The 20,721-nt window shown below is 51.3% G+C and carries 19 protein-coding genes; 7 read left to right on the top strand and 12 right to left on the bottom strand.

What is annotated here, in order from left to right; genetic code table 11:
• Positions 1-232: 232 nt before the first annotated feature.
• Positions 233-2,221: an OPT family oligopeptide transporter gene (locus tag AC1RVX_RS21595; RefSeq protein WP_493218633.1), complete on the top strand. Its 1,989-nt coding sequence runs from the start codon at positions 233-235 to the stop codon at positions 2,219-2,221.
• 93 nt (positions 2,222-2,314) lie between these two features.
• Here the strand turns inward: AC1RVX_RS21595 and AC1RVX_RS21590 are convergent, their stop codons facing one another.
• Positions 2,315-2,854 (bottom strand): RNA polymerase sigma factor, encoded by a 540-nt coding sequence (locus tag AC1RVX_RS21590; RefSeq protein ID WP_493218632.1) that lies wholly within the window; start codon positions 2,852-2,854, stop codon positions 2,315-2,317.
• Positions 2,855-2,857: 3 nt separating this feature from the next.
• Positions 2,858-3,079 carry a YgaP family membrane protein gene (locus AC1RVX_RS21585; protein ID WP_493218631.1) on the bottom strand — a complete coding sequence of 74 codons (222 nt, stop codon included), beginning with the start codon at positions 3,077-3,079 and terminating at the stop codon, positions 2,858-2,860.
• A gap of 244 nt (positions 3,080-3,323) precedes the next feature.
• On the opposite strand from AC1RVX_RS21585, the gene AC1RVX_RS21580 reads away from it, so the two are divergent.
• Positions 3,324-5,501, top strand: coding sequence for a DUF6600 domain-containing protein (locus AC1RVX_RS21580; RefSeq protein WP_493218630.1), 2,178 nt, complete (start codon positions 3,324-3,326; stop codon positions 5,499-5,501).
• Positions 5,502-5,930: 429 nt separating this feature from the next.
• A complete protein-coding gene (locus tag AC1RVX_RS21575; protein WP_493218629.1) occupies positions 5,931-6,767 on the top strand; it encodes a substrate-binding periplasmic protein in 837 nt (278 codons plus the stop codon).
• Positions 6,768-6,842: 75 nt separating this feature from the next.
• Here the strand turns inward: AC1RVX_RS21575 and AC1RVX_RS21570 are convergent, their stop codons facing one another.
• A complete protein-coding gene (locus AC1RVX_RS21570; protein WP_493218628.1) occupies positions 6,843-7,460 on the bottom strand; it encodes a hypothetical protein in 618 nt (205 codons plus the stop codon).
• A 146-nt stretch (positions 7,461-7,606) separates the two neighbouring features.
• A complete protein-coding gene (locus AC1RVX_RS21565; protein ID WP_493218627.1) occupies positions 7,607-8,221 on the bottom strand; it encodes a DUF4337 domain-containing protein in 615 nt (204 codons plus the stop codon).
• Positions 8,222-8,439: 218 nt separating this feature from the next.
• Here AC1RVX_RS21565 and AC1RVX_RS21560 point away from each other — a divergent pair, with 218 nt between their 5' ends.
• The 4 genes from AC1RVX_RS21560 to AC1RVX_RS21545 all read left to right on the top strand — a co-directional run bounded on the left by AC1RVX_RS21560 (position 8,440) and on the right by AC1RVX_RS21545 (position 12,449).
• Complete coding sequence (locus AC1RVX_RS21560) at positions 8,440-9,705, top strand: sensor histidine kinase (RefSeq protein WP_493218626.1); 1,266 nt, start codon at positions 8,440-8,442, stop codon at positions 9,703-9,705.
• Entirely contained in the window at positions 9,698-10,468 is a 771-nt protein-coding gene (locus tag AC1RVX_RS21555) for a LytR/AlgR family response regulator transcription factor (RefSeq protein ID WP_493218625.1), read from the top strand. The genes AC1RVX_RS21560 and AC1RVX_RS21555 overlap by 8 nt, the downstream gene beginning before the upstream one ends.
• A 5-nt stretch (positions 10,469-10,473) precedes the next feature.
• A complete protein-coding gene (locus tag AC1RVX_RS21550) occupies positions 10,474-11,871 on the top strand; it encodes a DUF4407 domain-containing protein (protein WP_493218624.1) in 1,398 nt (465 codons plus the stop codon).
• A gap of 236 nt (positions 11,872-12,107) precedes the next feature.
• Positions 12,108-12,449 carry a hypothetical protein gene (locus tag AC1RVX_RS21545; protein WP_493218623.1) on the top strand — a complete coding sequence of 114 codons (342 nt, stop codon included), beginning with the start codon at positions 12,108-12,110 and terminating at the stop codon, positions 12,447-12,449.
• A gap of 322 nt (positions 12,450-12,771) precedes the next feature.
• On the opposite strand, the gene pcp is transcribed toward AC1RVX_RS21545, so the two are convergent.
• From pcp to AC1RVX_RS21505, 8 genes are all read right to left on the bottom strand, one after another.
• Entirely contained in the window at positions 12,772-13,422 is a 651-nt protein-coding gene (pcp, locus tag AC1RVX_RS21540) for a pyroglutamyl-peptidase I (protein ID WP_493218622.1), read from the bottom strand.
• A 36-nt stretch (positions 13,423-13,458) separates the two neighbouring features.
• Positions 13,459-14,445, bottom strand: a complete 987-nt coding sequence (locus AC1RVX_RS21535; protein ID WP_493218621.1) for a DUF979 domain-containing protein — start codon at positions 14,443-14,445, stop codon at positions 13,459-13,461.
• Positions 14,442-15,176: a DUF969 domain-containing protein gene (locus AC1RVX_RS21530; protein ID WP_493218700.1), complete on the bottom strand. Its 735-nt coding sequence runs from the start codon at positions 15,174-15,176 to the stop codon at positions 14,442-14,444. Before AC1RVX_RS21530 ends, AC1RVX_RS21535 begins: the two co-directional genes overlap by 4 nt.
• A 61-nt stretch (positions 15,177-15,237) precedes the next feature.
• A complete protein-coding gene (pssA, locus tag AC1RVX_RS21525; protein ID WP_493218620.1) occupies positions 15,238-16,587 on the bottom strand; it encodes a CDP-diacylglycerol--serine O-phosphatidyltransferase in 1,350 nt (449 codons plus the stop codon).
• 60 nt (positions 16,588-16,647) lie between these two features.
• Positions 16,648-17,673: a patatin-like phospholipase family protein gene (locus AC1RVX_RS21520; protein WP_493218619.1), complete on the bottom strand. Its 1,026-nt coding sequence runs from the start codon at positions 17,671-17,673 to the stop codon at positions 16,648-16,650.
• 118 nt (positions 17,674-17,791) lie between these two features.
• On the bottom strand, positions 17,792-18,403 hold the full coding sequence (locus tag AC1RVX_RS21515) for a methyltransferase domain-containing protein (protein ID WP_493218618.1): 612 nt from the start codon (positions 18,401-18,403) through the stop codon (positions 17,792-17,794).
• Positions 18,404-18,416: 13 nt separating this feature from the next.
• Positions 18,417-19,982, bottom strand: a complete 1,566-nt coding sequence (gene ubiB, locus AC1RVX_RS21510) for a ubiquinone biosynthesis regulatory protein kinase UbiB (protein WP_493218617.1) — start codon at positions 19,980-19,982, stop codon at positions 18,417-18,419.
• The gene (locus tag AC1RVX_RS21505) at positions 19,979-20,551 is read right to left on the bottom strand and encodes a ubiquinone biosynthesis accessory factor UbiJ (RefSeq protein WP_493218616.1); all 573 of its coding nucleotides are present in this window, start codon (positions 20,549-20,551) and stop codon (positions 19,979-19,981) included. The genes ubiB and AC1RVX_RS21505 overlap by 4 nt, the downstream gene beginning before the upstream one ends.
• Positions 20,552-20,721: the final 170 nt, after the last annotated feature.

Genomic DNA, 20,721 nt, shown 5'->3' with positions numbered 1-20,721 from the left:
AAACCTGTGAAAGCCCGGCGCAATACAAGAATTGACACGCTGTTCGGCTAACACTATATTGCGCTACCGCCCGTGATCAAATATATTAAAACCGATTCATGGTGCGACTCTGAGCATAAGAAGCATCCCACAAGGATGCAGTACTACTAACTGGATTTACACAAAATTGTTCCAGTGTGGAACCGCAACGTCGCAAACAATTTGTGTAAATCCGAATAAAAATGGAGAACATATGGCTCTGCAACAGTTGGACGAAGCACAGATACGCACCTGGACACGACGCCAGAAAGACCAGTGGTGGTTTGACAATATCTATCGCAAGGACATGGCTCAACTGACCTTGCGTTCTGCCCTGACCGGTTTCTTGCTGGGTGGCATATTGGCCGCCACTGCACTGTACATTGGCGCCAAGACCGGCATAGGTATAGGTGTAGGTCTGACCTCTGTGATTTTATCCTTTGCGATTTTCCGCATTTTGCATGGCCTGGGTATCACCTCGGACTACACCATACTGGAAAACAACTGTACCCAATCCATCGCCACAGCAGCCGGTTACATGATCAATCCACTGATTTCCAGCCTGGCCGCGTATATGCTGATCACCGGCAAAATCATTCCCTGGTGGCAGATGCTGATCTGGGTCACGGTGGTTGCACTGATCGGTGTGCTGGTCGCTTTCCCGCTGAAACGTCGTTTTGTCAATGAAGATCAACTACCCTTCCCGGAAGGCCGTGCCTGTGGCGTGGTTCTTGATTCTTTATACGGCGCTGGCGCTGGCAGTGGCCTCTACAAAGCCAAACTGTTGGGCTATACCAGCCTGTTCGCCGGCTTGTACCAGATGATAGTCAGTGATGGCTGGATGCGCCTGATACAGTTCAAGATATTGCGCATGGATAAATGGGCAGGTATGACAGAAGCCTGGAATTTGCCCGAACGCCTGGATACTTATTACTACACGGCTGCCACCAAACTCCACTGGTGGATACCCAACATACTCGGTACTGACATACGCCAGCTGGGTCTGCGCCTGAATCTGGATGTTGCCATGTTTGGCATTGGCGGGCTGATGGGCATACGGGTTGCCAGCAGCGTCATGCTGGGTGCCTTCATCAACTTTGTCCTGCTGGCACCGTGGATGATACAAAAAGGCGATATCGCAGCGCGCACCATGCCGAATGGCACAGTGGTACCTATCTCGCGTGCTGAAATCGTCAATCAATGGGGCTTGTGGTGGGCAGTAACCATGATGGTGGTGGGCTCCATGGTGGGCTTGCTGGCCAAGCCGGAACTTTTCAAAGCGGCTTTCAAATCCATGTCTGGCAATGGCAAAAAGGCTGAGGATGCCGGCCCTGACCCGCTGAAAGATATTGAAGTACCCTTGTGGATTTCCTATGTCGGTGTGCCACTGTTGTGCATGTTTGCAGCCTGGTTGGTTAACCTGCTGTTTGGCGTTTCTTTCATCATGGCACTGGTTGCCTTTCCACTGATTTTTGTATTGACCATCATCTGCATCAACGCCATGGCACTAACTTCCTGGGCACCGATTGGTGCGCTGGCAAAAATCACCCAGTTCAGCATGGGTGCCATCGACCGCAGCAATCCGGCCAATAACCTGCTGCCAGCTGGCATGACTTCAGACATCGCCTTCAATGCATCTGCCCTGCTGTCTGATATCAAACCAGGTTATATGCTGGGTGGCAAACCCAGGCATCAGGTGATCGGCCATATCATCGGCATTTTTTCCGGAGCACTGGCTTGCGTGCCGCTGTTCTTCCTGTTGTTTCTGCCGCCGGACCATGATGGCATACGCAGCACGGCCACCATAGTCAGCGAGCAATTCTCTTTTCCGTCTGCCCTGCAATGGAAGGGTGTAGCCGAGATTATCGCCAAAGGTATCAGTGGCTTGCCGACTTCTGCCGTCATCGCCATGGCCGTGGCCGGTTTGTGTGCCGCCTTTATTGAAATCACCAATGTCATCACCCGTGGCCGCTTGCCACTGTCCGCCGTTTCCATAGGCCTGGGCGTGATATTGCCGCCAGAATCCTGCTTCGCCATGTGGCTGGGTGCCTTGATATTCTGGTACATGGGCAAGAAAAACCCGAAAGAAGGTACAAAAGGGCACACTTTCTGGGTCGAAGGTTGCGAAGCCATCAGCGCTGGTCTGATATCCGGTGCAGCGATCCTGGGCATAGGTAATGCCATCATCAATGTGTTGATGTAAGTCCAGCGCAGGTTCTGCCAGATCAACGGGTCTGGCAGAACCTGCCTTTACAGGCATCAGCAAAGGGCGCAGTGATTAAACGAATCAGACATTTCATTGATCACTCCTGAAATCATAGGCAAGCAGATACTCCCTTACCAGCACACGAGCGCGGTGCAGGCGACTCTTGACGGTACTGGCTGGTTCCGCCAGACGTTCAGCAATTTCAGTGATGGTCAGTTCTTCAAAGTCCCGCAAGATGATGACCTCCAGATAATGTGCAGGCAGAGACTCAAGTGCAGCAGCCAGGTCTAAGTGCAAGGCTTCATCACTTTTGTGCGCAAGCTGCTGTTCATGCGTGATCTCATCCAATGGCGTATATGGCAACAACACACGGCCAAGCCTGAAACATTCACGCTTGATCACAGTAAACAGCCAGGATGAAAACGCGATTACCGCCTGCAGTCCACCTAGCTTGCGTGAAATAATCAGCAAAGATTCTTGCACAGCATCATCCACGTCACTGGCACGGCAATGCCGGTAGGCATAGCGCCGGGCATCGGCCTGACAAACTTTAAGCAGGCGGGAGATGGCACCGGCATCACCTGTCTGCGCAGCAACAATCAGTTGGTCGCGTTCCACACTGGCTGTCATGGCCTAAGCCTTTCCGGATTTGCGCGCAACCGACTTGCGCCCAAACAACGCACACATGGGGCAAAAACCCATCAAGCCGGTCAGTGCCGCCACTGCCCCACTAATTCCAGCTACCACACTGAGTCCAGATACACCCCAGTTCATCGCAGCAAACACCAGACATGCCAGACCGGCAACAAGGCGCAACAGACGTTCCCAAACTGGCAAATTTTTCATATACAGCATGATATCCCCTTATAAACATGTGAATGACGGCTTGTCATGCATAAGAGGCGCTTAAAAGATAAATGGATTCGCCGCTACAAAACTATTTTCAATATCTATTCGCCAACTGCACTACGGAAACAAACAAGCAGTAAATCAAAAAAATTCAAGTTTATGGAATTCTTTGACATCCAAAACGTCCGTTCGTGCGTTAACGAGGAAACAGCTCGATTATTTTTAAACTACCCCTGCCGGGAAGAGACAAATGAGTGCAAATTTTCGTTCGACCCCAGTCCTGAGCATTGCTGCATTGCTGATTGCCACCCTGTTTATCCAGGCTCCAGCCCGGGCACAGGATGAGCCGCCAGGACGCGTTGCCAGGGTCAGTTATTCCTATGGCAATATCAGTTTTGCTGATGCTGGCACCGACAACTGGACCACATTGATACCTAACCGCCCCATTGCTGGCGGCGACAGCCTGATGGTCGCACCATCCGGCAAGGCTGAATTACATGTAGGTGGCAATGCCGTACGACTGCAGGAAGGCTCACGCATCAGCTTTACCACTCTCAATGATGAAAATACCCAGATCGACATGCAGCAGGGCAGCGTAATCTTGCGCATACGCTCGCTGGCCGGTAAAGAAAATTTTGATGTCAGCACCCCCAATCTGGTGTTTTCAGTACAAGAACCGGGTGAATACAGAATCACCATCAATTACGACAACAGCACAAGTGTTCTGGTGCGTAGCGGTACCGGTATTGTCCTGGGGGATCGCGACACCATCACCATACGTGCTGGTGAACAATCACGTTTTTCCGGCACCAATCTCCAGCATACACAAATAGGTTATGCACCTCCACCAGATACCTTCGACATGTGGTCCGCAGACCGTGACCGCGCCGAAGAAAATGTGACGACAGCACGCTATGTATCGCGTGAAGTCATAGGCTATGAACAGCTTGATGACTATGGTACGTGGGAAACCACGGTCGAGTATGGCGCAGTGTGGTATCCAAGACAGGTCAGCAGCACTTGGGCCCCTTACCGCGATGGTAGATGGATCTGGGTTGCACCTTGGGGCTGGACCTGGATAGACCGTGCCCCCTGGGGTTTTGCACCCTACCATTATGGCCGCTGGACTTGTGTCGGTACACGCTGGGCCTGGGTGCCAGGCCCATATCATGCGCATCAACGCCCCGTATATGCGCCAGCGCTGGTCGCTTTTGTCGGCAATAGCAATGTAGGTATCAATCCTGCGAATGGGCACCACAATGTACCTGGCGTTGCCTGGTTCCCGCTGGGGCCTGGCGAAGCTTATCACCCCGGTTATACGCACAACACCAACTATATACAGAGAATGAACCAGAACGTGGTCATCAACAACACCGTCATTAACAATAATCGAGGTGGTGTATATGTGAACCAGAATATACGTAATGCTGTCACCGTTGTGCCTACACAGACCTTTGTGCGTGGTGAGCATGTCTTGCCTGCATCTACCACCAAGATCGTCGTGGAAAACCAGCGCACACCGGTGGTCACCGAAGCACCAGCATTGGTACCAGGTAACAACAACCGCTTTGGCGAGGCCCGCCCACAAAATGTAGGCAACGGAGATCAGTACCGTCAAAGAATTTTGAGAAATGCCCAGACACATGGCGAACCACAAGGCACTTCTGTCAATAATTTCAATAACCGCCCGCAGGACAATGCAACAGTCAACCGCACGTATGGCAATGGCATACCCAATAACGGTAATAACCGCCCACAAGGCAATGGAACACCAATACAAACAGTACCTGCAAATACTGCGACGGTAACGCCGCCTGCGGGCGTCAACGCACCGGCCAATAATGTTCCCGCAGCTAATTCACGCCCGGGTGACAACAATAGTGGCGTACGTCAGTATGGTAATGGCGGGCAAAGTAACTACATTGGCCGACCACAAAACAATGGCGCACCAGTACAAAATGCTGCACCAATCAGCACCCCTCCAGCTGGCGCTGGCATCAGCGCGCCGGTAGGTAATTCAATCAATGCACCTATCCATACGCCGAATACCAACAGCCCTGCCAATAACGCCATCATGACGGCACCCAATAACCGCCCTGCTGAAAATATCGACCGGACACCAAGACAAGGTGGTGGCAGAGCCTGGGACAATAACGGCCAGGGCGAAACACGCAATGAAAGAGCGGTAGAACGTATGCCTGATCGCCCTGTCGTCGAAAGACCTGTTGAGCATCAACGCCCCAGCTATACACCTGCAGAGCGTCCGGCACAAACGGCTCCAATGCCACAACAAGCCCCACGTGTGGAAGCGCGCCCGGCACCCGGCCCGGTAATGCCAGCTCCAGCGGCAGCACCAAGAGCAGAAAAACCGAAAGAAAAAGAAGAAACCAAAGCCAAGCAGCATGGATTGAACGAGCACGAGCGTTAGGGCGTGTTGACCTGGTAAGCAACAGCGGTAACATCAGACAGGGGGCATAAGCCTCCTGTTTTTTGGCTGCGTAAAATGAGACCGGCATAGCTGCGACGCCCTGCCGCACTACCTGTGCTAAAGACTTTTCTGCAGTGCCAGTACCTCACTGGCCGTGTCAGGCCGCTTTGATTTTTCAATCGCCACTTATATTCCCGCACACTGATACACCTTGTTTAACAAGACCAAGATTAGAACTTGTCGTCAAATCCAGCAAATGAAATACGTACAAAACCGACAATTACATCCTCTTCTTTGCAACATGCACTAACAATGTTTCACTTATGTTGCTACCGCAATTTCCATAATTGTTGTAAATTCAGTTTGATCAAACGTTCTAAAAAATTTCACACTGATGATATTTTTTGCACAATAACATGGCGCTTAATCATGCTTGCTGCATCACTTCGTATTTTGTTTCTTCATCAGTTTCTGCGTCATGCCTGCACCTGGCTGGTATTTGCTTGCGCAACGTTCCTGATACACACTCACGCTCAAGCTCAGGAACTGCAAATTTTTACTGAAGACTGGCCCCCCATCAGTTTTGGCAGTGGCACCAAAGCCGAAGGTATGGCTGTGGAAGTGGTACGCGCCATGCAGGCACATATGGGTAGCGTTCAACCGATACAGGTCGTTCCCTGGGCACGTGGTTACAAGGCCCTGCTGGAAGAACCGAATACCTTGCTGTTTACCGTGGGGCGCTCTGAAGAAAGAGAAAAGCTCATGGTTTTGCTGGGCCCGATTGCCATTTCCACGACTTCACTTTATACACGTAAGGGTAACGCCGCCTATCTGCAAAACCTGGGGGATGACATACAAAAATTGAAGGTCGGCGCCTACCGCTCAAGCATTTTTGCAGACACAGCACGCAAAAAAGGTTTTATCAATATCGAGCAGGCACCTACGCCTCAAATCATTGCCAATATGCTGTTGGCAAAACGCTTCGACATGTGGGTGGAGGGTAGTCTGGCAGTCGCATCTGTGATGAAGGACATCGGTCATTCACCAAATGAAGTCGAAAAAGTGAAGGTACTCGATAGCCTGGAACTCTATCTTGCGTTTTCCAGCCAGACTGCACCAGCTACCATCAAAGCTTGGGAAGATGCTTTGCGCTGGCTGAAAAAGGAAGGACATTTTTCCAGAATTCATCAAAAGTGGCTACCGAACGAACCCGTGCCAATGGTCGTCAACCGACTGGATCCACCCGCTCACCTCGTGACGCCTTGATTTGGCAATGGGCGCAACAAAGCCAATTGAAGATCTGCCTTGCAAATTGCTTGGCACAAAGCAAATCGCGCCAATTCAGGTCATCTGAATGTTTTCCAGATTGAACGTAAACGGCGTTGCGCTTTCCCCAGTTCCACCACCTGTCATGACAATATCGGCGGAGGCAATACCCAGCAAAGAAATTTCAGTATTGATGTTGGATATGATAGCTGAATTCATCACCTGACCTTGCTGGACCTGGGATGCCACACCTATCCAGATAGTAGGCTTGAAAGAAAATACTGCTTTTTCCTGCGGTGAAATTCCAGTTTTTTGTGCCAACAGCCTGTTGTCCTTGTAAACATAGGCGTTAATTGCACCAGTCTTCAAATTATTCAGTACCTGCAACTCGTTACTACTGCTTGCGGGGCCAGCATATTCCAATTGGTCACCTGAAGATGTCAGGCTCATTTGAAACAACTGTCCATTTTCAGCCGCCAGATGTGGCGTGTAATTTCCATATGAATCACTGGCCCCGACAGCCATGGTCATCGGATAGTTAAACGGATGGTTATCTCCCTGACCGCAGTTTTGTATCACAGTCCAGGCTACTGCCAGTTCGTCTGCACTGGTTGCCACGTTCTTTTGAAAAATCACGACTTGCGAATTATTCTGATCGTTTGAACGATTGATGAAATTAAGCTTGATATCCATAATTTTCCCTTGTCTCGATTAGCCCAGCTTAAACCAGGGCAGTTGACGAAATATATTCCGCAGGCAATTCAAATGAGTATTAAAGACAGCATCTCTTTAATAATAAATATCAAAAAGACATCAAATTTCATGTAATGTAATTAGTTTCAGGACAACAGCACCACCAAAGCGTCAGGATGGATATGCCAGCCCATCAAGCCAGCCAACCCCATCAGTACACCAAAACCTGTGGGCACCAGTGACAGAAAATACAGCCATCTTTGCCGGGTCAGCGCTGTTACTGCCAGTAGCGATATCGAGATTGCCAGCAAGGCATCCGACAAGTCAAACTGATCGTCTTTATAGTTAGCCTGGTCATAATCGACCTGATCTTGCTCGGCCTGCTTTTTCAGTTCTTCTTTTTTCTCATGCTGCTCTTTCCCCAGTTTCGCATAGCTGTCGATAGCGGTCTGATACTCCGCCTTCTGCTCAGCTGGTACATTCCTGGAAGCAAGGCGCAATTGCAATTCGGTAGACTTGGCTAGTTCTTCACGCATGTTTCTAGCCTGGTAAAACGCCCAATGATCAATCTTGTTGGCTTGCGACTGCTGCATGGCCTGCACAATATTGTCGTCCTTGACCTTGCATATACCCATGAAGGTAGCCAGCAAGGCGACAGTAATTGCCACCATAATATTCAATTGATGAGTGGATTTGTTTTGCTTATCTTCTTCTTGATCTTCCGTCAGTTGTTCTACAGTTTCCATGGGATCCAAGTCCATATTTCCTCCTAAAATCAAAAAATGGGATGCGCTATTGTCGCACCAAGCACGGCAGGTTGACCTAAATCAAGATAATAAATTATAAAGGCGGTGCGACTGCTTTTACACCCCGGTTTCTTGGATTCATCAGGCTTTTTTTGCTTTTGTCGGAAAAAGCAAGACGAAACCAGCTAAGGCAATTATTCTTGGCAGCAATCGCACATCATAAGAAAGCAATCATGTTCACAACTATCTGGTTTATCTTACGGGCCAGTTTTGGCTGGAGCCTGCTGATTCTGTTCAGCTCGATATTTATCGTCAACGTGATTTTCAGAAATCATATGCCGGAAGAAATCATCTTTCTGCCTATGGCTGGAGTAGCGCTGGTGATGGGTATCAGTTTTTCCCATGTGCGCAGGGTCCGCCTGATTGCCAGCAAGGTGGATGCCGGTACTCTCGCCAATCGTCAGCGTCGCCAGATAGAAATCCCGCTGGAAGCAAATGAGGCATTTGAACTGGTGGATGCCGCCATACGTGAACTGCCCGGTGCAGAAGGTACCGACAGTGCCAAAGACAGCCTGCAAATACGCGCCAAAATCAAACGCATCGACCCCTACCAGACGAATTTCATTGATGAATTAAAGATGCTGGACTTTTTGACGACCGAGCGCAATCAGATCCTGGCGACGATCACACCAGGGGACGGTGTCGGCAGCCTGACCCTGATTTGCGAGCCGGAACGCCCGGCCTGGACAGATTTATTTCTGGTCGACAATGGAACCAACCTGGAAAACGCAGAAGCCATCACCCGCGCCATTACCCGCCGCATCGCAGAACGCAGACGCAAGGAAAAAGCCAGCGCCGCACAATCCGTCACGGAAAAAGAATTGACCGTGGCCAAGCTGAACCTGCTGCATGCGCAGGTAGAGCCACATTTCCTGTATAACACTCTGGCCAGTGCACAATTATTGACACGGGTTGACCCGGCAGCGGCTGACCAAATGCTGGGTAACCTGATCACCTATCTGCGCCATTCACTGCCACGTACTGAAGATACTGCCTCAACCATAGGTGAAGAACTGGAGCGATCTATCGCCTACCTGGACATCATGAAGATCCGTATGGGCACACGCCTGAACATACAAATCCAGGTACCAGCAGAATTGAAAGCCCTGCCCTTCCCCATCATGATGTTGCAAACCCTGGTAGAAAATGCCATCAAACACGGACTGGAGCCCAAGACCGGTGGCGGCACCATCTGGATCATCGCCAGACAGCATGAAGGCAATGTCGCCGTCACCGTCGCCGACGATGGCAATGGTCTGGGAACAGAAATTGGCGGTACCGGCATAGGTTTGAAGAACGTCCGTGAACGTCTGCGTCTGGCCTATGCGAACGCAGCAAGCTTTGTACTGGTTGGCAATTTCCCCAGTGGTGTAGCTGCCACCATTACTGTGCCGGTCACCAAGGAGAAAACTGCGGACAAAGGAGAGCAGCATGCCTAAGTGTGTCATTGCAGAAGATGAAAGCCTGCTGCGCGAAGCCCTGCTGCAACAATTGAGCCTGGCCTGGCCAGAACTGGACATTGCAGCCGCCTGCGATGATGGCGGCAGCGCACTGGAGGCGATAGCCGCCCATCAGCCGGATGTCGTGTTTCTCGATATCCGCATGCCGGGCCTGAGTGGCCTGGAAGTGGCTGCTGCCATGACAGAAGTCAGCCCACATAGCCAGATTGTGTTTGTCACCGCCTATAACCAGTACGCGATTGATGCCTTTGAAAAAGGAGCGGTCGATTACCTGCTCAAACCCATCGCTCAGGAACGCCTGCTTGCCACCGTAAAACGCCTGCAAATACGCGCACTGACTGGTGCCATTGACTTGCAATCGATTAGCACACTGGTGCGCCAGTTAAGTGGAGGCCCGGCCGATGTGCCCAAGCCGGCACCGCTGGTATGGATTACCGCCAGTGTCGGTACAGAAACCCGGCTCATCATGGTGGATGATATCGCCTACTTCCAGGCAGACAGCAAATACACTGTCGTCATGACAGCAGAAGGCGAATCCCTGTTGCGCAAACCTATACGCGACTTGCTACAAGTGCTGGACAACAGCATGTTCAAGCAAATACACAGATCGACGATAGTGAACATGCGTGCCATCGCGTCTATCACGCGTGACGACAGCGGCAAGGGGCTGGTCAGGCTAAAAACGCGGCCAGAAACCCTGAGTGTCAGCCAGCCCTTCATGGCCTTGTTCAGGAATATGTGAATACCATGCGATTCTTTAATGGCCGAGCCTTGTTACAGGCAGGCAAATCCCTGCTGGCACTGTCTGCCGCTGTCAGTCTCAAGGTACTGGACCAGCAGGACAGCAATGGCAACTACCTGTATGCACGTGGGCGCCACAAATATTTTGGCATAGGCGCACTGGTGATCTTCTTCGCGCTGTTTTCTGGCTACGGCATGGCGCATATGCTGGCCAGTATGGTGAATGTCAGCAGCAGCGGTGCCATCATTGCCGGCTGCCTGTGGGCCATGTTCCAGTGGTGTCTGGAACGCCAGATGATCATGTCGATTCATTCCGACAGCCACTGGGTCAGCAAAACTATCGGCATCAGTTGGCGCAGCCTGCTGGCCTTGCTGTCAGCCATCACCATGGTCTACCCGTTTTTTGTAGATAGCAACCGGGCTGAAATTGATGTCAAGGTCGGTGAAATGACGCGCACGAGACTGATACAGAATCTGCAAACTGCGCAGGCAGCAACAGGTTTGCCCGTATTACAAAAGAACAGTGCAGACCTGGATGAAAAACTGCATAAAGCTGAAGACGCTCTACTGAGCGACCCGCCACAACTGGCAGCAATGCGCAAGCAATTGAGCATCTGCCGTGATCGTGCCAGAGAAGATGAACACAAAGGCATGCAGCAGATTGCCAGCTGGCAGCAGGCATTGACAAGCATTGCAGCTATCGGTTCAGAGGCAACTTTGCTACAACAAAAAATCGCCGCCACACAAAATCGCATCAAGGCGGGTAAAGCCAGATGTCAGCAATATGAACTGGAAATCAACCGTGACCTTCTGGTCTGGAAAAATGAAAAAATCGCTGAGAAAGCACAAGTGACAAGCTCACTCAAACAAGTCCAGTCCAGCGTCAGCAAAGCGCAGGAACGCAGTGACGTGCTGGAACAAAAACAAACAGCAAAAATAGAAGCAGCAGCGGCGTCAGGCTTTGCGGCAGACTTTGCCGCCACCTGGCAAATGCTGCAGGATGACCAACATCGTCGCCTGCAATTTATCTGGTGGCTGCTCTGGTTCCTGACCATAGAAATGGTCGCCATCATCGTCAAGTTCAGTTCACATACGGATGTCGATGCCAGGCTGAATAGCGATGAAGAACTGGTCAAATTCGATATCGCTCAAAACATCCAGATGCGCCGTGCCGAACTGCAAATCAGACAACTGCATCATGCAATGAACATCAGGGGGCAGCAGGCTGCGCTACAAGCCGATGAAGGTAAAAGTGCAGCAGCACTTGCCACACTGCAACGGCTTCAGGAACTGGAGAAACAGGCAGAAACCAGTGGTGGCCTGTCTTATGAATCACGACAGATGTTGCAACAAACCATCAACGCCATTCACGCCAGCTTTGCAAGGCTGCTGCTGGCAAAATAAGGGGCTTAGCCAACTAATAAAGTATGGTTCATTAAGACAATAGTGTCCGCTGCGTCCGCCAGTGTCCGGCACACTTAAGGCAAGCGGACAGTCAAGCATCGAAAAAATTCCCCCAATTCATTGTTTTAAATGAATTTCTTTATTTCCAGGAGTTGGCACAGTCCTTGCAAAACACAAAAACGGAAGCAAGCATATAATTGCGATTCAATTGTTATTTGATCGGGGACGCAGGCAAAATGAATACGATACTCATTATTAAGCTGACATGCGCCACGATCTTGCTGGCGACCATGCTACCGGCATCGGCCCGTCAACCATTACCTGTGACACATCAGGATGCCCAATTGATTTCCTACTTCAGGTCCTATGCGCCAGCCGCCGAAGTCATGATCAAGAAAGCAGATACCGGCATACCGGCTAATAGCGACGCTGCCAGCATGGAAAAGAATGCTGCGTCCAGAAAAGCATCAGCCACAGGTAATGCAACTGATAGTGACAAACAAAGCGGCAGAATGAATGAGGCGAACCTGCGGGACGACAGACTGGTCATACCGCAAGCACCACAATTACCGCAATAAATTTTTTCCCACACATTAGGGTGTGTTGACATATCTTTTAGTCAAGCAAATGGGTTTGAAACCTTGTCTGGCTAGGCGTGCGGAGCGCTGCTTGGTAATCCAAGTGAGCGACGCACAACAACGCCAGGCGAGGTTTCGGACCCATTCCCTCCGGGTTTCACCTAGGCGGCCCCCACCATACCGCGTGCTGGACTGCAGGGGTTGCAAGATTCTGCGTCTTGTCAGGGGCACCAGCCCTGACAAGACGCCCTAGATACCCTGCCCACCACGGCAGATATTGCCGTCACACTGCGGCTTCTGTCCGCAGCTTCAAGCTGATCTTTCAATGTATTGCGCCACCAGCAATGACCATGTCTTGCCGGGTTTTCAATATGGTTTCCAGTACATGTACCAAGGCTGTCTTCATCATGTCCAGCGGCATGCTGGCTGCTCCCGGGTGAGCAACGGCTTGCTCCGGCAGATAGGGAATATGGATAAAACCAGCCGCCTGCACATAGTCCATCTTTTTTGCCATATGCATGAGACCATAAAACACATGGTTACAGACATAGGTGCCAGCCGTCTGTGATACCGCTGCTGGTATGCCACTCTGCTGCAGATCATGCACAATCGCCTTGACCGGCAGGCTGCTGAAATACGCTGCCGGACCATCACTGATCACAGGCACATCAATCGGCTGCGCACCGGCATTATCGGGAATGCGCGCATCGTTCAGATTGATGGCAATACGTTCAATACTGATTTCGGCACGACCGCCAGCCTGGCCCAGGGCCAGCACGATAGCTGGCTGGTACTTCGTCAGCGCGGCTTCCAGCATGTGCAAAGACCGATGAAATTCACAAGGCAACAGAACGCTGACAATCTGATGTTGCTCACCGATCAGCAAACCTTCCAGCTTGCGTACCACTTCCCACGAGGGGTTGCTGAGCTCGCCAGCAAAGGGGTCAAACCCGGTCAGTAGTATGCGTTTCATAGGCACCTCATGCAGGTAAAAAAACCAGGTGAAAATTCAGGGAAAAACAAAAAAATGTATCAATAGAATATTACAAACCAGTACCAGCAAAGCGGTCGGTATTTGTGTCTTGATGACCAGGTACTTGTCTTCCAGTTCCAGTAAAGCCGCCGGGACGATATTGAAATTGGCCGCCATTGGCGTCATCAGGGTACCGCAATAACCAGAAAACATGCCTATTGCCACCAGCGCCGCCGGATGGGCATGATGCTGATTGATAAGGAATGGCAAGGCAACCCCCGCCGTCATCACCGGGAAAGCCGCAAAGGCATTGCCCATGATCATGGTGAACAAGGCCATGCCACCACAATACATGACGATAAGGGTAAACCGGCTATCCGGGTTGATGAACAGATTGACGATGGATTGTATCGATTGCCCCGTCTTTGCCGCCACAAACACACCGCCCAGCATGGCAAGCATTTGCGGCAATATCAGCGCCCAGCCAATGGCATCGGTCAGGCGACGTGATTCTCTGACTGCTTGCAAGAGGGAGCTATGCGTAGTTCGGCAAGCAATGGTCACGGCAACCAGGCAGGCCAGGCAAAGCGATGTCAGCGTCAGGTTCATTTGATCCAACAGATACCAGCCACCCAGTTGCAGATCCTTTACCACAACGGTAAGAATAACCGTGACGACGGGTATAGTCAGTGCGGGCAGAAAGATCCAGTTACCCAGCTTGCTCAACTCTGCCAGTCGCTGCGAGCGGCCTGCGTCAACATGGCTACCCTTACCCAGCCAGTTCATCCCTGCCAGTACAGCCATGACAATGACACCTATGCCTGTCAGTTTATAGGTCAGTGATTTGCCCAGTGTCACCAGCATCAGGTCACCAAACAAAAAACTGCTACCGAACAGGCACCAGAACAGCGCTGTCGTATAGCGACGCGGATTACTGTGGTCGCGCAGCGCCATGTATGCCATCAGCATGACGATGATGCCGATCAGGTAAAACACCAAATTGATGCTGACGATGGCACTCATGACGATACACCTGCTTTGTCAGCAACGTTGACAACCATCTTGTTTTGCTCCATTGCATGCCATGCATGGATGTCACGCGCAATCGCCGCATCCAGACGAGACAAGCGAAACAGGTGAATGACCAGCGCACACAAGGCTGTCGGTATGCCCCACATGCCTATGGTCAGCGGCTCCACCCCCTGTATACCATTTTCCTTGAGAAAGACGCTCATCAGCAATACCGCACCAAAGGCGATGAAAATATCCTCGCCAAAGAACAGGGCAACATTGTCACAGGCAGCAGCATGGGCAGCAATGCGGTCACGTATGGTTGCAGGCAAGTCACCATGCAGGTTGCTGGCTGCCGCTTCTGCCATGGGTGACAACAACGGCCTGACGGTTTGTGCCTGTCCACCCAGACTCAACAAACCCATGGTCGCGCTAAATTCACGCACTACAAAGTACAGCATCAGTATTCTGCCTGTGGTAGCGCGTCGTATACCTGCCACCCAGGCCTGGGCACGCTCGCGCAGACCGGCCCTTTCCAGCAAACCGATCACGGGCAATATCAGCAAGGCACTTGCCAGTTGGCGGCTATTGAGAAATTTCTCACCAAAAGTTTCCAGCAGACTGCCAAAGTCCATGCCTGTCGCAAGCCCGGTCACCAGGCCCGCCGCTGTCACGACCAGCAAGGGGTTAAAACGCAAAGCAAAACCAATGACCACAACCGGTATGCCTATCAACGGTAACATCAGTGACAACAATGACGCCAGGTCCATGCTTAGCTCCCGTGAAACTTATTTAGAATTCATTTTACAGGACCCGATATGCAAGCCTGTCCAACCGGGTACGACTCAGCCGGCTGAGTAATTTACGTACCGGATCGGGGTAATCGGTCAACTTTTCCAGCTCGTGATAGTGATGAATCTGGCTGGTTTTTTCCAGAATGCTGTTCAGCTCCTGCTGCCTTTGCGCCAGCAACAGCAATTGCGGATCATGAATCAGCAAGGCGTTTTCCAGGTCCAGCCGAAAGGCCCGGGGGTTTAAATTATTACCGGTCATCAACGCATAGTCCTGGTCTATCCACAAGCCCTTAAGGTGAAAGCTATTGTCAGCATCTTTCCATAAATGCAGTTGCAACTGCTTGCTGGTAATTGCAGCCTGATGTGTTTTGGCAAAACGCCGCAGATTAACTTCATACAGATAAGGCAGGGCCGCAATCGCCTTGAAAGGCTGGTCAGGTGGAATGAAAAAATCATTGGCCGTTTTGTCACCAACGATAATACTGATGCGCACACCGCGTTTCAGCGCACGATTAATCTCACGCGTCACCGCCAGCGGGAAATTAAAATACGGAGTGCAGATGGTGATCTGTTGACTGCTGGCTGCCAGCAACTGACATATCACTTTATTCAAGGGATTGTTTTTCCCCACACCCACCAGCGGGGTCACGCTCAATTCCTGTGTTCCGCTTTCGGCACCTGCCACATGACAGTCATAACGTGCTCGCTTCAACTTCTCGCGGAATTGCTTTATTTCACGTCGCATACTGCGCGTAGATGGAATTTCAGGCATATCCAGTCTGTGCACCGCCGCTGCCGAAAGCAGATGCTCGCGAATAAACTGCACCATGCAATTGGCCAGGACCTTGTTATGTATCAGCAGATAACGGTCATGGCGGTATTTATCCTGTTTGTGCAGGTAGACATTATTCAGGCTGGCGCCGCTATAGATGACCTCATCATCGATGACAAAGCCTTTCAAGTGCAAGACTCCAAATAATTCCCGGGTCTGTACCGGGATGCCATACAGTGCCACCGCATAATTATTGGCCTTGCTGACGGCCTGGTACCAGGCAGCATTGCCACCACTTTTGCCAGCACCAATCAACCCCCTTTGTGCCCGGTGCCAGTCAACCAGTACGGCAATATCCAGGGCGGGACGAGCTGCTTTGGCTGTATACAAAGCCTGCAAGATTTCCGCCCCGGCTTCATCGTTTTGCAAATACAGGCTGCACAGGTAAATCCTGTGTTTGGCACCGGCAATTTTGGCCAGTAATTCGTTGCGATATTCAGCCGCCGTGTGCAAGGTACGCACAGATTCGGGCTGCAAGCGAATACCAGTCAGATGAGTGAAGTCAGAAGCAGATTTTAATATGCGCATGAGTCAATTGCAGTCAGTGAAAAACCTGATGATGGTAACACCAGGACCTGCCAACAACAATTAACGAAACAGATGCGCCAGTCTGAAGGTAGAGCCACGTCCCAGTTGTTCAAAGCTTTCCGCCAGCCATGCTTCAGCACGCAAGCGCCCTTCCGCATGCAGGCTATGCAAGAAAGCGGGACTTGCATTCATTTTGCTGTGAGAACTCAACTGGCTTATCAGTTCTGGCGCTGCGATCATATGCATGTTCAGCCGACGCAATCGACGCTCCAGCTTGCCCAATGCGAGCCAGCCACGTTCGGCCTGGCGCTTGGCCAGCATCACACCCTGCATCTCGGTATAGAAAGTGGAACTGAAGCCCATTTCTGTCAGGCGCTGCGCGATTTCTGTCGCCGAAGTCGGTATCTGTGATTGTGCCTGCGCATGTAGCAAAATGACCACGATATCGCGTGCCAGACACTGGTGCACCAGAGGAAACAAAGGTGGGTTGGAAGTCAGGCCGCCATCCCAATACGCTTCGCCGTCAATTTCAACCGCCCTGTGTACCATGGGCAGGCAGGCCGATGCCAGCAATACATCCAGACTCAATTGACGATTACGAAACAGCTTCAGACTGCCGGTACTGACCTGGGTCGTGGCAATGAAGAGTTTGATGCCATCTTGCCTGCGCAAGGCATCAAAATCGATCTGGGCAGCCAGGATGTCGCGCAAAGGATTGATATCAAATGGATTGAGCTGATAAGGTGAAAAGAAGCGCGTCAGCGCAAGCAGATGTTTCATGGCAGCAGGAATATCAGATTGCGCTGCGATATCCGCCGAAAAGCCGTATTCTTCATGAGGAACGCTGAAGGGGGAACTGCTGGCGACACTTTCCCAGAAAGTCTTCAGAGCCAGCCTGGCACCCTCGCGCCCTCCTTGCAGGTAACCATGCGCCAGCACCACGGCATTCATGGCCCCGGCACTGGCACCGCTGATGGCTTCTATGCTGATGCGCTCATCTTCCAGCAGGCGATCAAGTACCCCCCAGGTCAAGGCGCCATGCGAGCCGCCACCTTGCAATGCCAGTGAGAGCGTTTTCTTTGTCAAATTACCTCCCGCGTCAAGCGAGTAAGATTGCAACTGGGAAATGACTACGTGATGACTATACTATGAATCAGGAAAACACACGCCTCCTGCCCATATCGTGCAATAGGCAGTTACAGGATTAAGGTCGCCGACGCCAGACTTGCCAACGCTCTTTGCCTTCAAATACAGAAATAGAATCGCTGACAGCACTGTCTTGTAGCAATTCAAAAAAAACTTCCATCAGGTGACGGAAATCATGGGTGTTGATACTGAAAGGCGGGCCCTTGGTCGACGCATCAGCGGCATCATCATAAAAGAAATATCCTGCCAGCAAGGCGCCTGCAGGTAAAAGCGTAGCCCAGCGCCTGATGATGTCGGGCCGCATTTCTGCCGGCAAGGCGCAAAAGAAAGCGCGTTCATAAATCAGATCCAGCGGCAATGCTGGCGTGTAGCAAAAAAAATCGGCTTCAATGACATATTTGCCCCATACACCTATGGCAGCTTTTGCACTTTGCACAGCTGCCGGGGAAAAATCTATTGCTGTCACATCCCATCCAGCCTGGGCCAGATAAGCTGCTTCATAACCGTTGCCGCAACCAGGAATCAGGGTGTGCAAAGGTCGTGCTGCTGTCTGCACAAATGCTTGCAGTGCTGCCGGTACATTACCTTTGTCCCATGGGGTAAATTTCTTTGCAAAGCGCTCATCCCAGAAATCTGGATTACGTGGGTCGCGGGTCCGAAATATTGCCATGGGCAGAAGCTATTCAGCGATTGAAATGAAAATACAATAACAGTAGTGCGACGATGATGCCGAAAAACAGGCAAGCACCAAAATACACAATAATACGCAACATGCGATTGGTACGGCGTTGTTCGCTCAGCAGGGCCATCAGCATGTCGTCACTGCGGGAAGGTTCGCCAGCACGTGTCAAAGCCTGATGTGCGAGGCGCGGTAACTGCGGGAAGATATGGCTGTAACGTGGTGCTTCCGCTTTCAATTTATCCAGCAGGCCACGCCAGCCTATCTGCTCGCTCATCCAGCGTTCCAGATACGGTTTGGCAGTTTTCCACAGATCCAGGTCAGGGTCCAGTTGACGCCCCAGACCCTCGATATTCAACAAGGTTTTTTGCAGCAGCACCAGTTGCGGTTGTACTTCAACATTGAAACGGCGTGAAGTCTGGAACAGGCGCAACAAGACCTGGCCGAAAGAAATGTCTTTCAATGGCCGGTCAAAGATGGGTTCGCAACAGGCGCGTACAGCAGCTTCAAGTTCATCGACGCGGGTTTCTTTTGGGGCCCAGCCAGATTCGATGTGGGCTTCTGCCACACGCTTGTAATCGCGCTGGAAGAAAGCCAAAAAGTTTTGCGACAGATAGTCCTTGTCGAAATCATTCAGGGTGCCAACGATACCAAAGTCGAGCGCGATATATCGCCCCAATGTGGCTGGCGCAGTCGATACCAGGATATTACCCGGATGCATATCAGCATGGAAAAAACCATCACGAAACACCTGAGTAAAAAAGATGGTGACACCGTCACGCGACAGTTTTTGCAAATCAACACCCGCTTCACGCAGCTTGTCCAGTTGCGAAATCGGTATGCCTTGCATGCGTTCCATCACGATGACGGAAGACGAACAATAATCCCAGTACATTTCTGGCACCAGCAACAAATCCGAATCCGCAAAGTTGCGGCGCAACTGGCTGCCATTGGCTGCCTCACGCATGAGATCAAGCTCGTCATGCAGATATTTATCAAACTCGGCCACGACCTCTTTGGCTTTCAGGCGTTTGCCGTCAGCCCACAGGGCCTCCAGCCAGCCGGCAGCAATCTGCATCAGGGCCACGTCATCATCAATGGCTTCTTTCATACCAGGACGCAGCACCTTGACGGCGACTTCGCGACCATCCTTCAATGTCGCAAAGTGTACCTGTGCAATCGATGCCGAAGCCACGGGCACACGCTCAAAACTGGCAAACAACTGGTCGGGATGTGAGCCCAGGGATTTCTTGATTTGGGCTATCGCCAGATCCGGGTCGAAAGATGGCACGCGGTCTTGCAAATGCGTCAGTTCATCAGCAATATCCGGCGGCATGAGATCACGCCGGGTAGACAGTACCTGTCCAAATTTGACGAAGATAGGCCCCAATTCTTCCAGTGCCTTGCGCAGGCGCTCACCGCGCGGTGCCGACAGGTCACGCCAAAACAGCAGGATGTCAATAAAACGTGCAGTACGTGGAACAGACAGGCCGGAAATCGCAATTTCATCGATGCCATATTTGATGGCAATACGAATAATCTTTGCCAGTCTGAGAAACTTCAATATCATCCGCGCATCCTTTCCAGTTTTTCGATGCGCTTGATAAGACGCTCGACATCATCCCGCGTCTTACTGACTTCGGTACTCATACCCTGCACAGCCACAGGTCTGACCAGCATGGGGTTTTCTTCCAAAAAATATTCGGCCAGATTTTCCTGGATTTTCTGATGGGTCTCCAGCGCGGTCTGGTGTATGGACTTAGCCAGACCAACCATGCGTACGGCAGTGATATCGCCAAACACCTTGCTCAGGTCTTCTTCCGCTTCCCAGCGCAAATTCTGGCTGAGGCTGGAAATGGTATTGGCAAACTCGGCATCACCTTCTATGCGAACATAAGAAAATGCCCGTTCGCGGTTTTGTGCGATCAGGGGTAAATCACTAAGTTTGATATGGATAGTGACCTGCGGGACAGCGTCAGCCCGGGCTGTTTCCAGCAAGCCATCGGCACCGACTTTCAGGCGTACTTGCATGGTCTGCAAGTCTATGCAGGCAATATGGCCGGCATGAGGCAGAAGCTTGTTTCTGGCCCAGCTTTCCTGTGCCAACAAATGATTGATAAAGGGAGCGATGGGGATCATGTTCAAATCTGGGCTGTTGCAAAATAATCCTGGCAATGGCATTGCATAAGTTGATAAGCGAGCCCTCAACTAAGCTCTCAACCATACCGCCAATGAAAAAGCCGTCCAGCAAATGCGGACGGCTTCCAGTTTAACAGCTTATCGCAGCAAGCATCACTGCGCAGCATCAA

It is taken from the genome of Undibacterium sp. GW821-FHT11B02, from assembly GCF_058808955.1.
This window is presented reverse-complemented; position numbering and strand designations above follow the sequence as displayed.

Bases quoted from the DNA above. Each gene is read 5' to 3' on its own strand.
- AC1RVX_RS21595 (WP_493218633.1), top strand. From the start codon at position 233: ATGGCTCTGCAACAGTTGGACGAAGCACAGATACGCACCTGGACACGA.
- AC1RVX_RS21590 (WP_493218632.1), bottom strand. From the start codon at position 2,854: ATGACAGCCAGTGTGGAACGCGACCAACTGATTGTTGCTGCGCAGACA.
- AC1RVX_RS21585 (WP_493218631.1), bottom strand. From the start codon at position 3,079: ATGCTGTATATGAAAAATTTGCCAGTTTGGGAACGTCTGTTGCGCCTT.
- AC1RVX_RS21580 (WP_493218630.1), top strand. From the start codon at position 3,324: ATGAGTGCAAATTTTCGTTCGACCCCAGTCCTGAGCATTGCTGCATTG.
- AC1RVX_RS21575 (WP_493218629.1), top strand. From the start codon at position 5,931: ATGCTTGCTGCATCACTTCGTATTTTGTTTCTTCATCAGTTTCTGCGT.
- AC1RVX_RS21570 (WP_493218628.1), bottom strand. From the start codon at position 7,460: ATGGATATCAAGCTTAATTTCATCAATCGTTCAAACGATCAGAATAAT.
- AC1RVX_RS21565 (WP_493218627.1), bottom strand. From the start codon at position 8,221: ATGGACTTGGATCCCATGGAAACTGTAGAACAACTGACGGAAGATCAA.
- AC1RVX_RS21560 (WP_493218626.1), top strand. From the start codon at position 8,440: ATGTTCACAACTATCTGGTTTATCTTACGGGCCAGTTTTGGCTGGAGC.
- AC1RVX_RS21555 (WP_493218625.1), top strand. From the start codon at position 9,698: ATGCCTAAGTGTGTCATTGCAGAAGATGAAAGCCTGCTGCGCGAAGCC.
- AC1RVX_RS21550 (WP_493218624.1), top strand. From the start codon at position 10,474: ATGCGATTCTTTAATGGCCGAGCCTTGTTACAGGCAGGCAAATCCCTG.
- AC1RVX_RS21545 (WP_493218623.1), top strand. From the start codon at position 12,108: ATGAATACGATACTCATTATTAAGCTGACATGCGCCACGATCTTGCTG.
- pcp (WP_493218622.1), bottom strand. From the start codon at position 13,422: ATGAAACGCATACTACTGACCGGGTTTGACCCCTTTGCTGGCGAGCTC.
- AC1RVX_RS21535 (WP_493218621.1), bottom strand. From the start codon at position 14,445: ATGAGTGCCATCGTCAGCATCAATTTGGTGTTTTACCTGATCGGCATC.
- AC1RVX_RS21530 (WP_493218700.1), bottom strand. From the start codon at position 15,176: ATGTTACCGTTGATAGGCATACCGGTTGTGGTCATTGGTTTTGCTTTG.
- pssA (WP_493218620.1), bottom strand. From the start codon at position 16,587: ATGCGCATATTAAAATCTGCTTCTGACTTCACTCATCTGACTGGTATT.
- AC1RVX_RS21515 (WP_493218618.1), bottom strand. From the start codon at position 18,403: ATGGCAATATTTCGGACCCGCGACCCACGTAATCCAGATTTCTGGGAT.
- ubiB (WP_493218617.1), bottom strand. From the start codon at position 19,982: ATGATATTGAAGTTTCTCAGACTGGCAAAGATTATTCGTATTGCCATC.
- AC1RVX_RS21505 (WP_493218616.1), bottom strand. From the start codon at position 20,551: ATGATCCCCATCGCTCCCTTTATCAATCATTTGTTGGCACAGGAAAGC.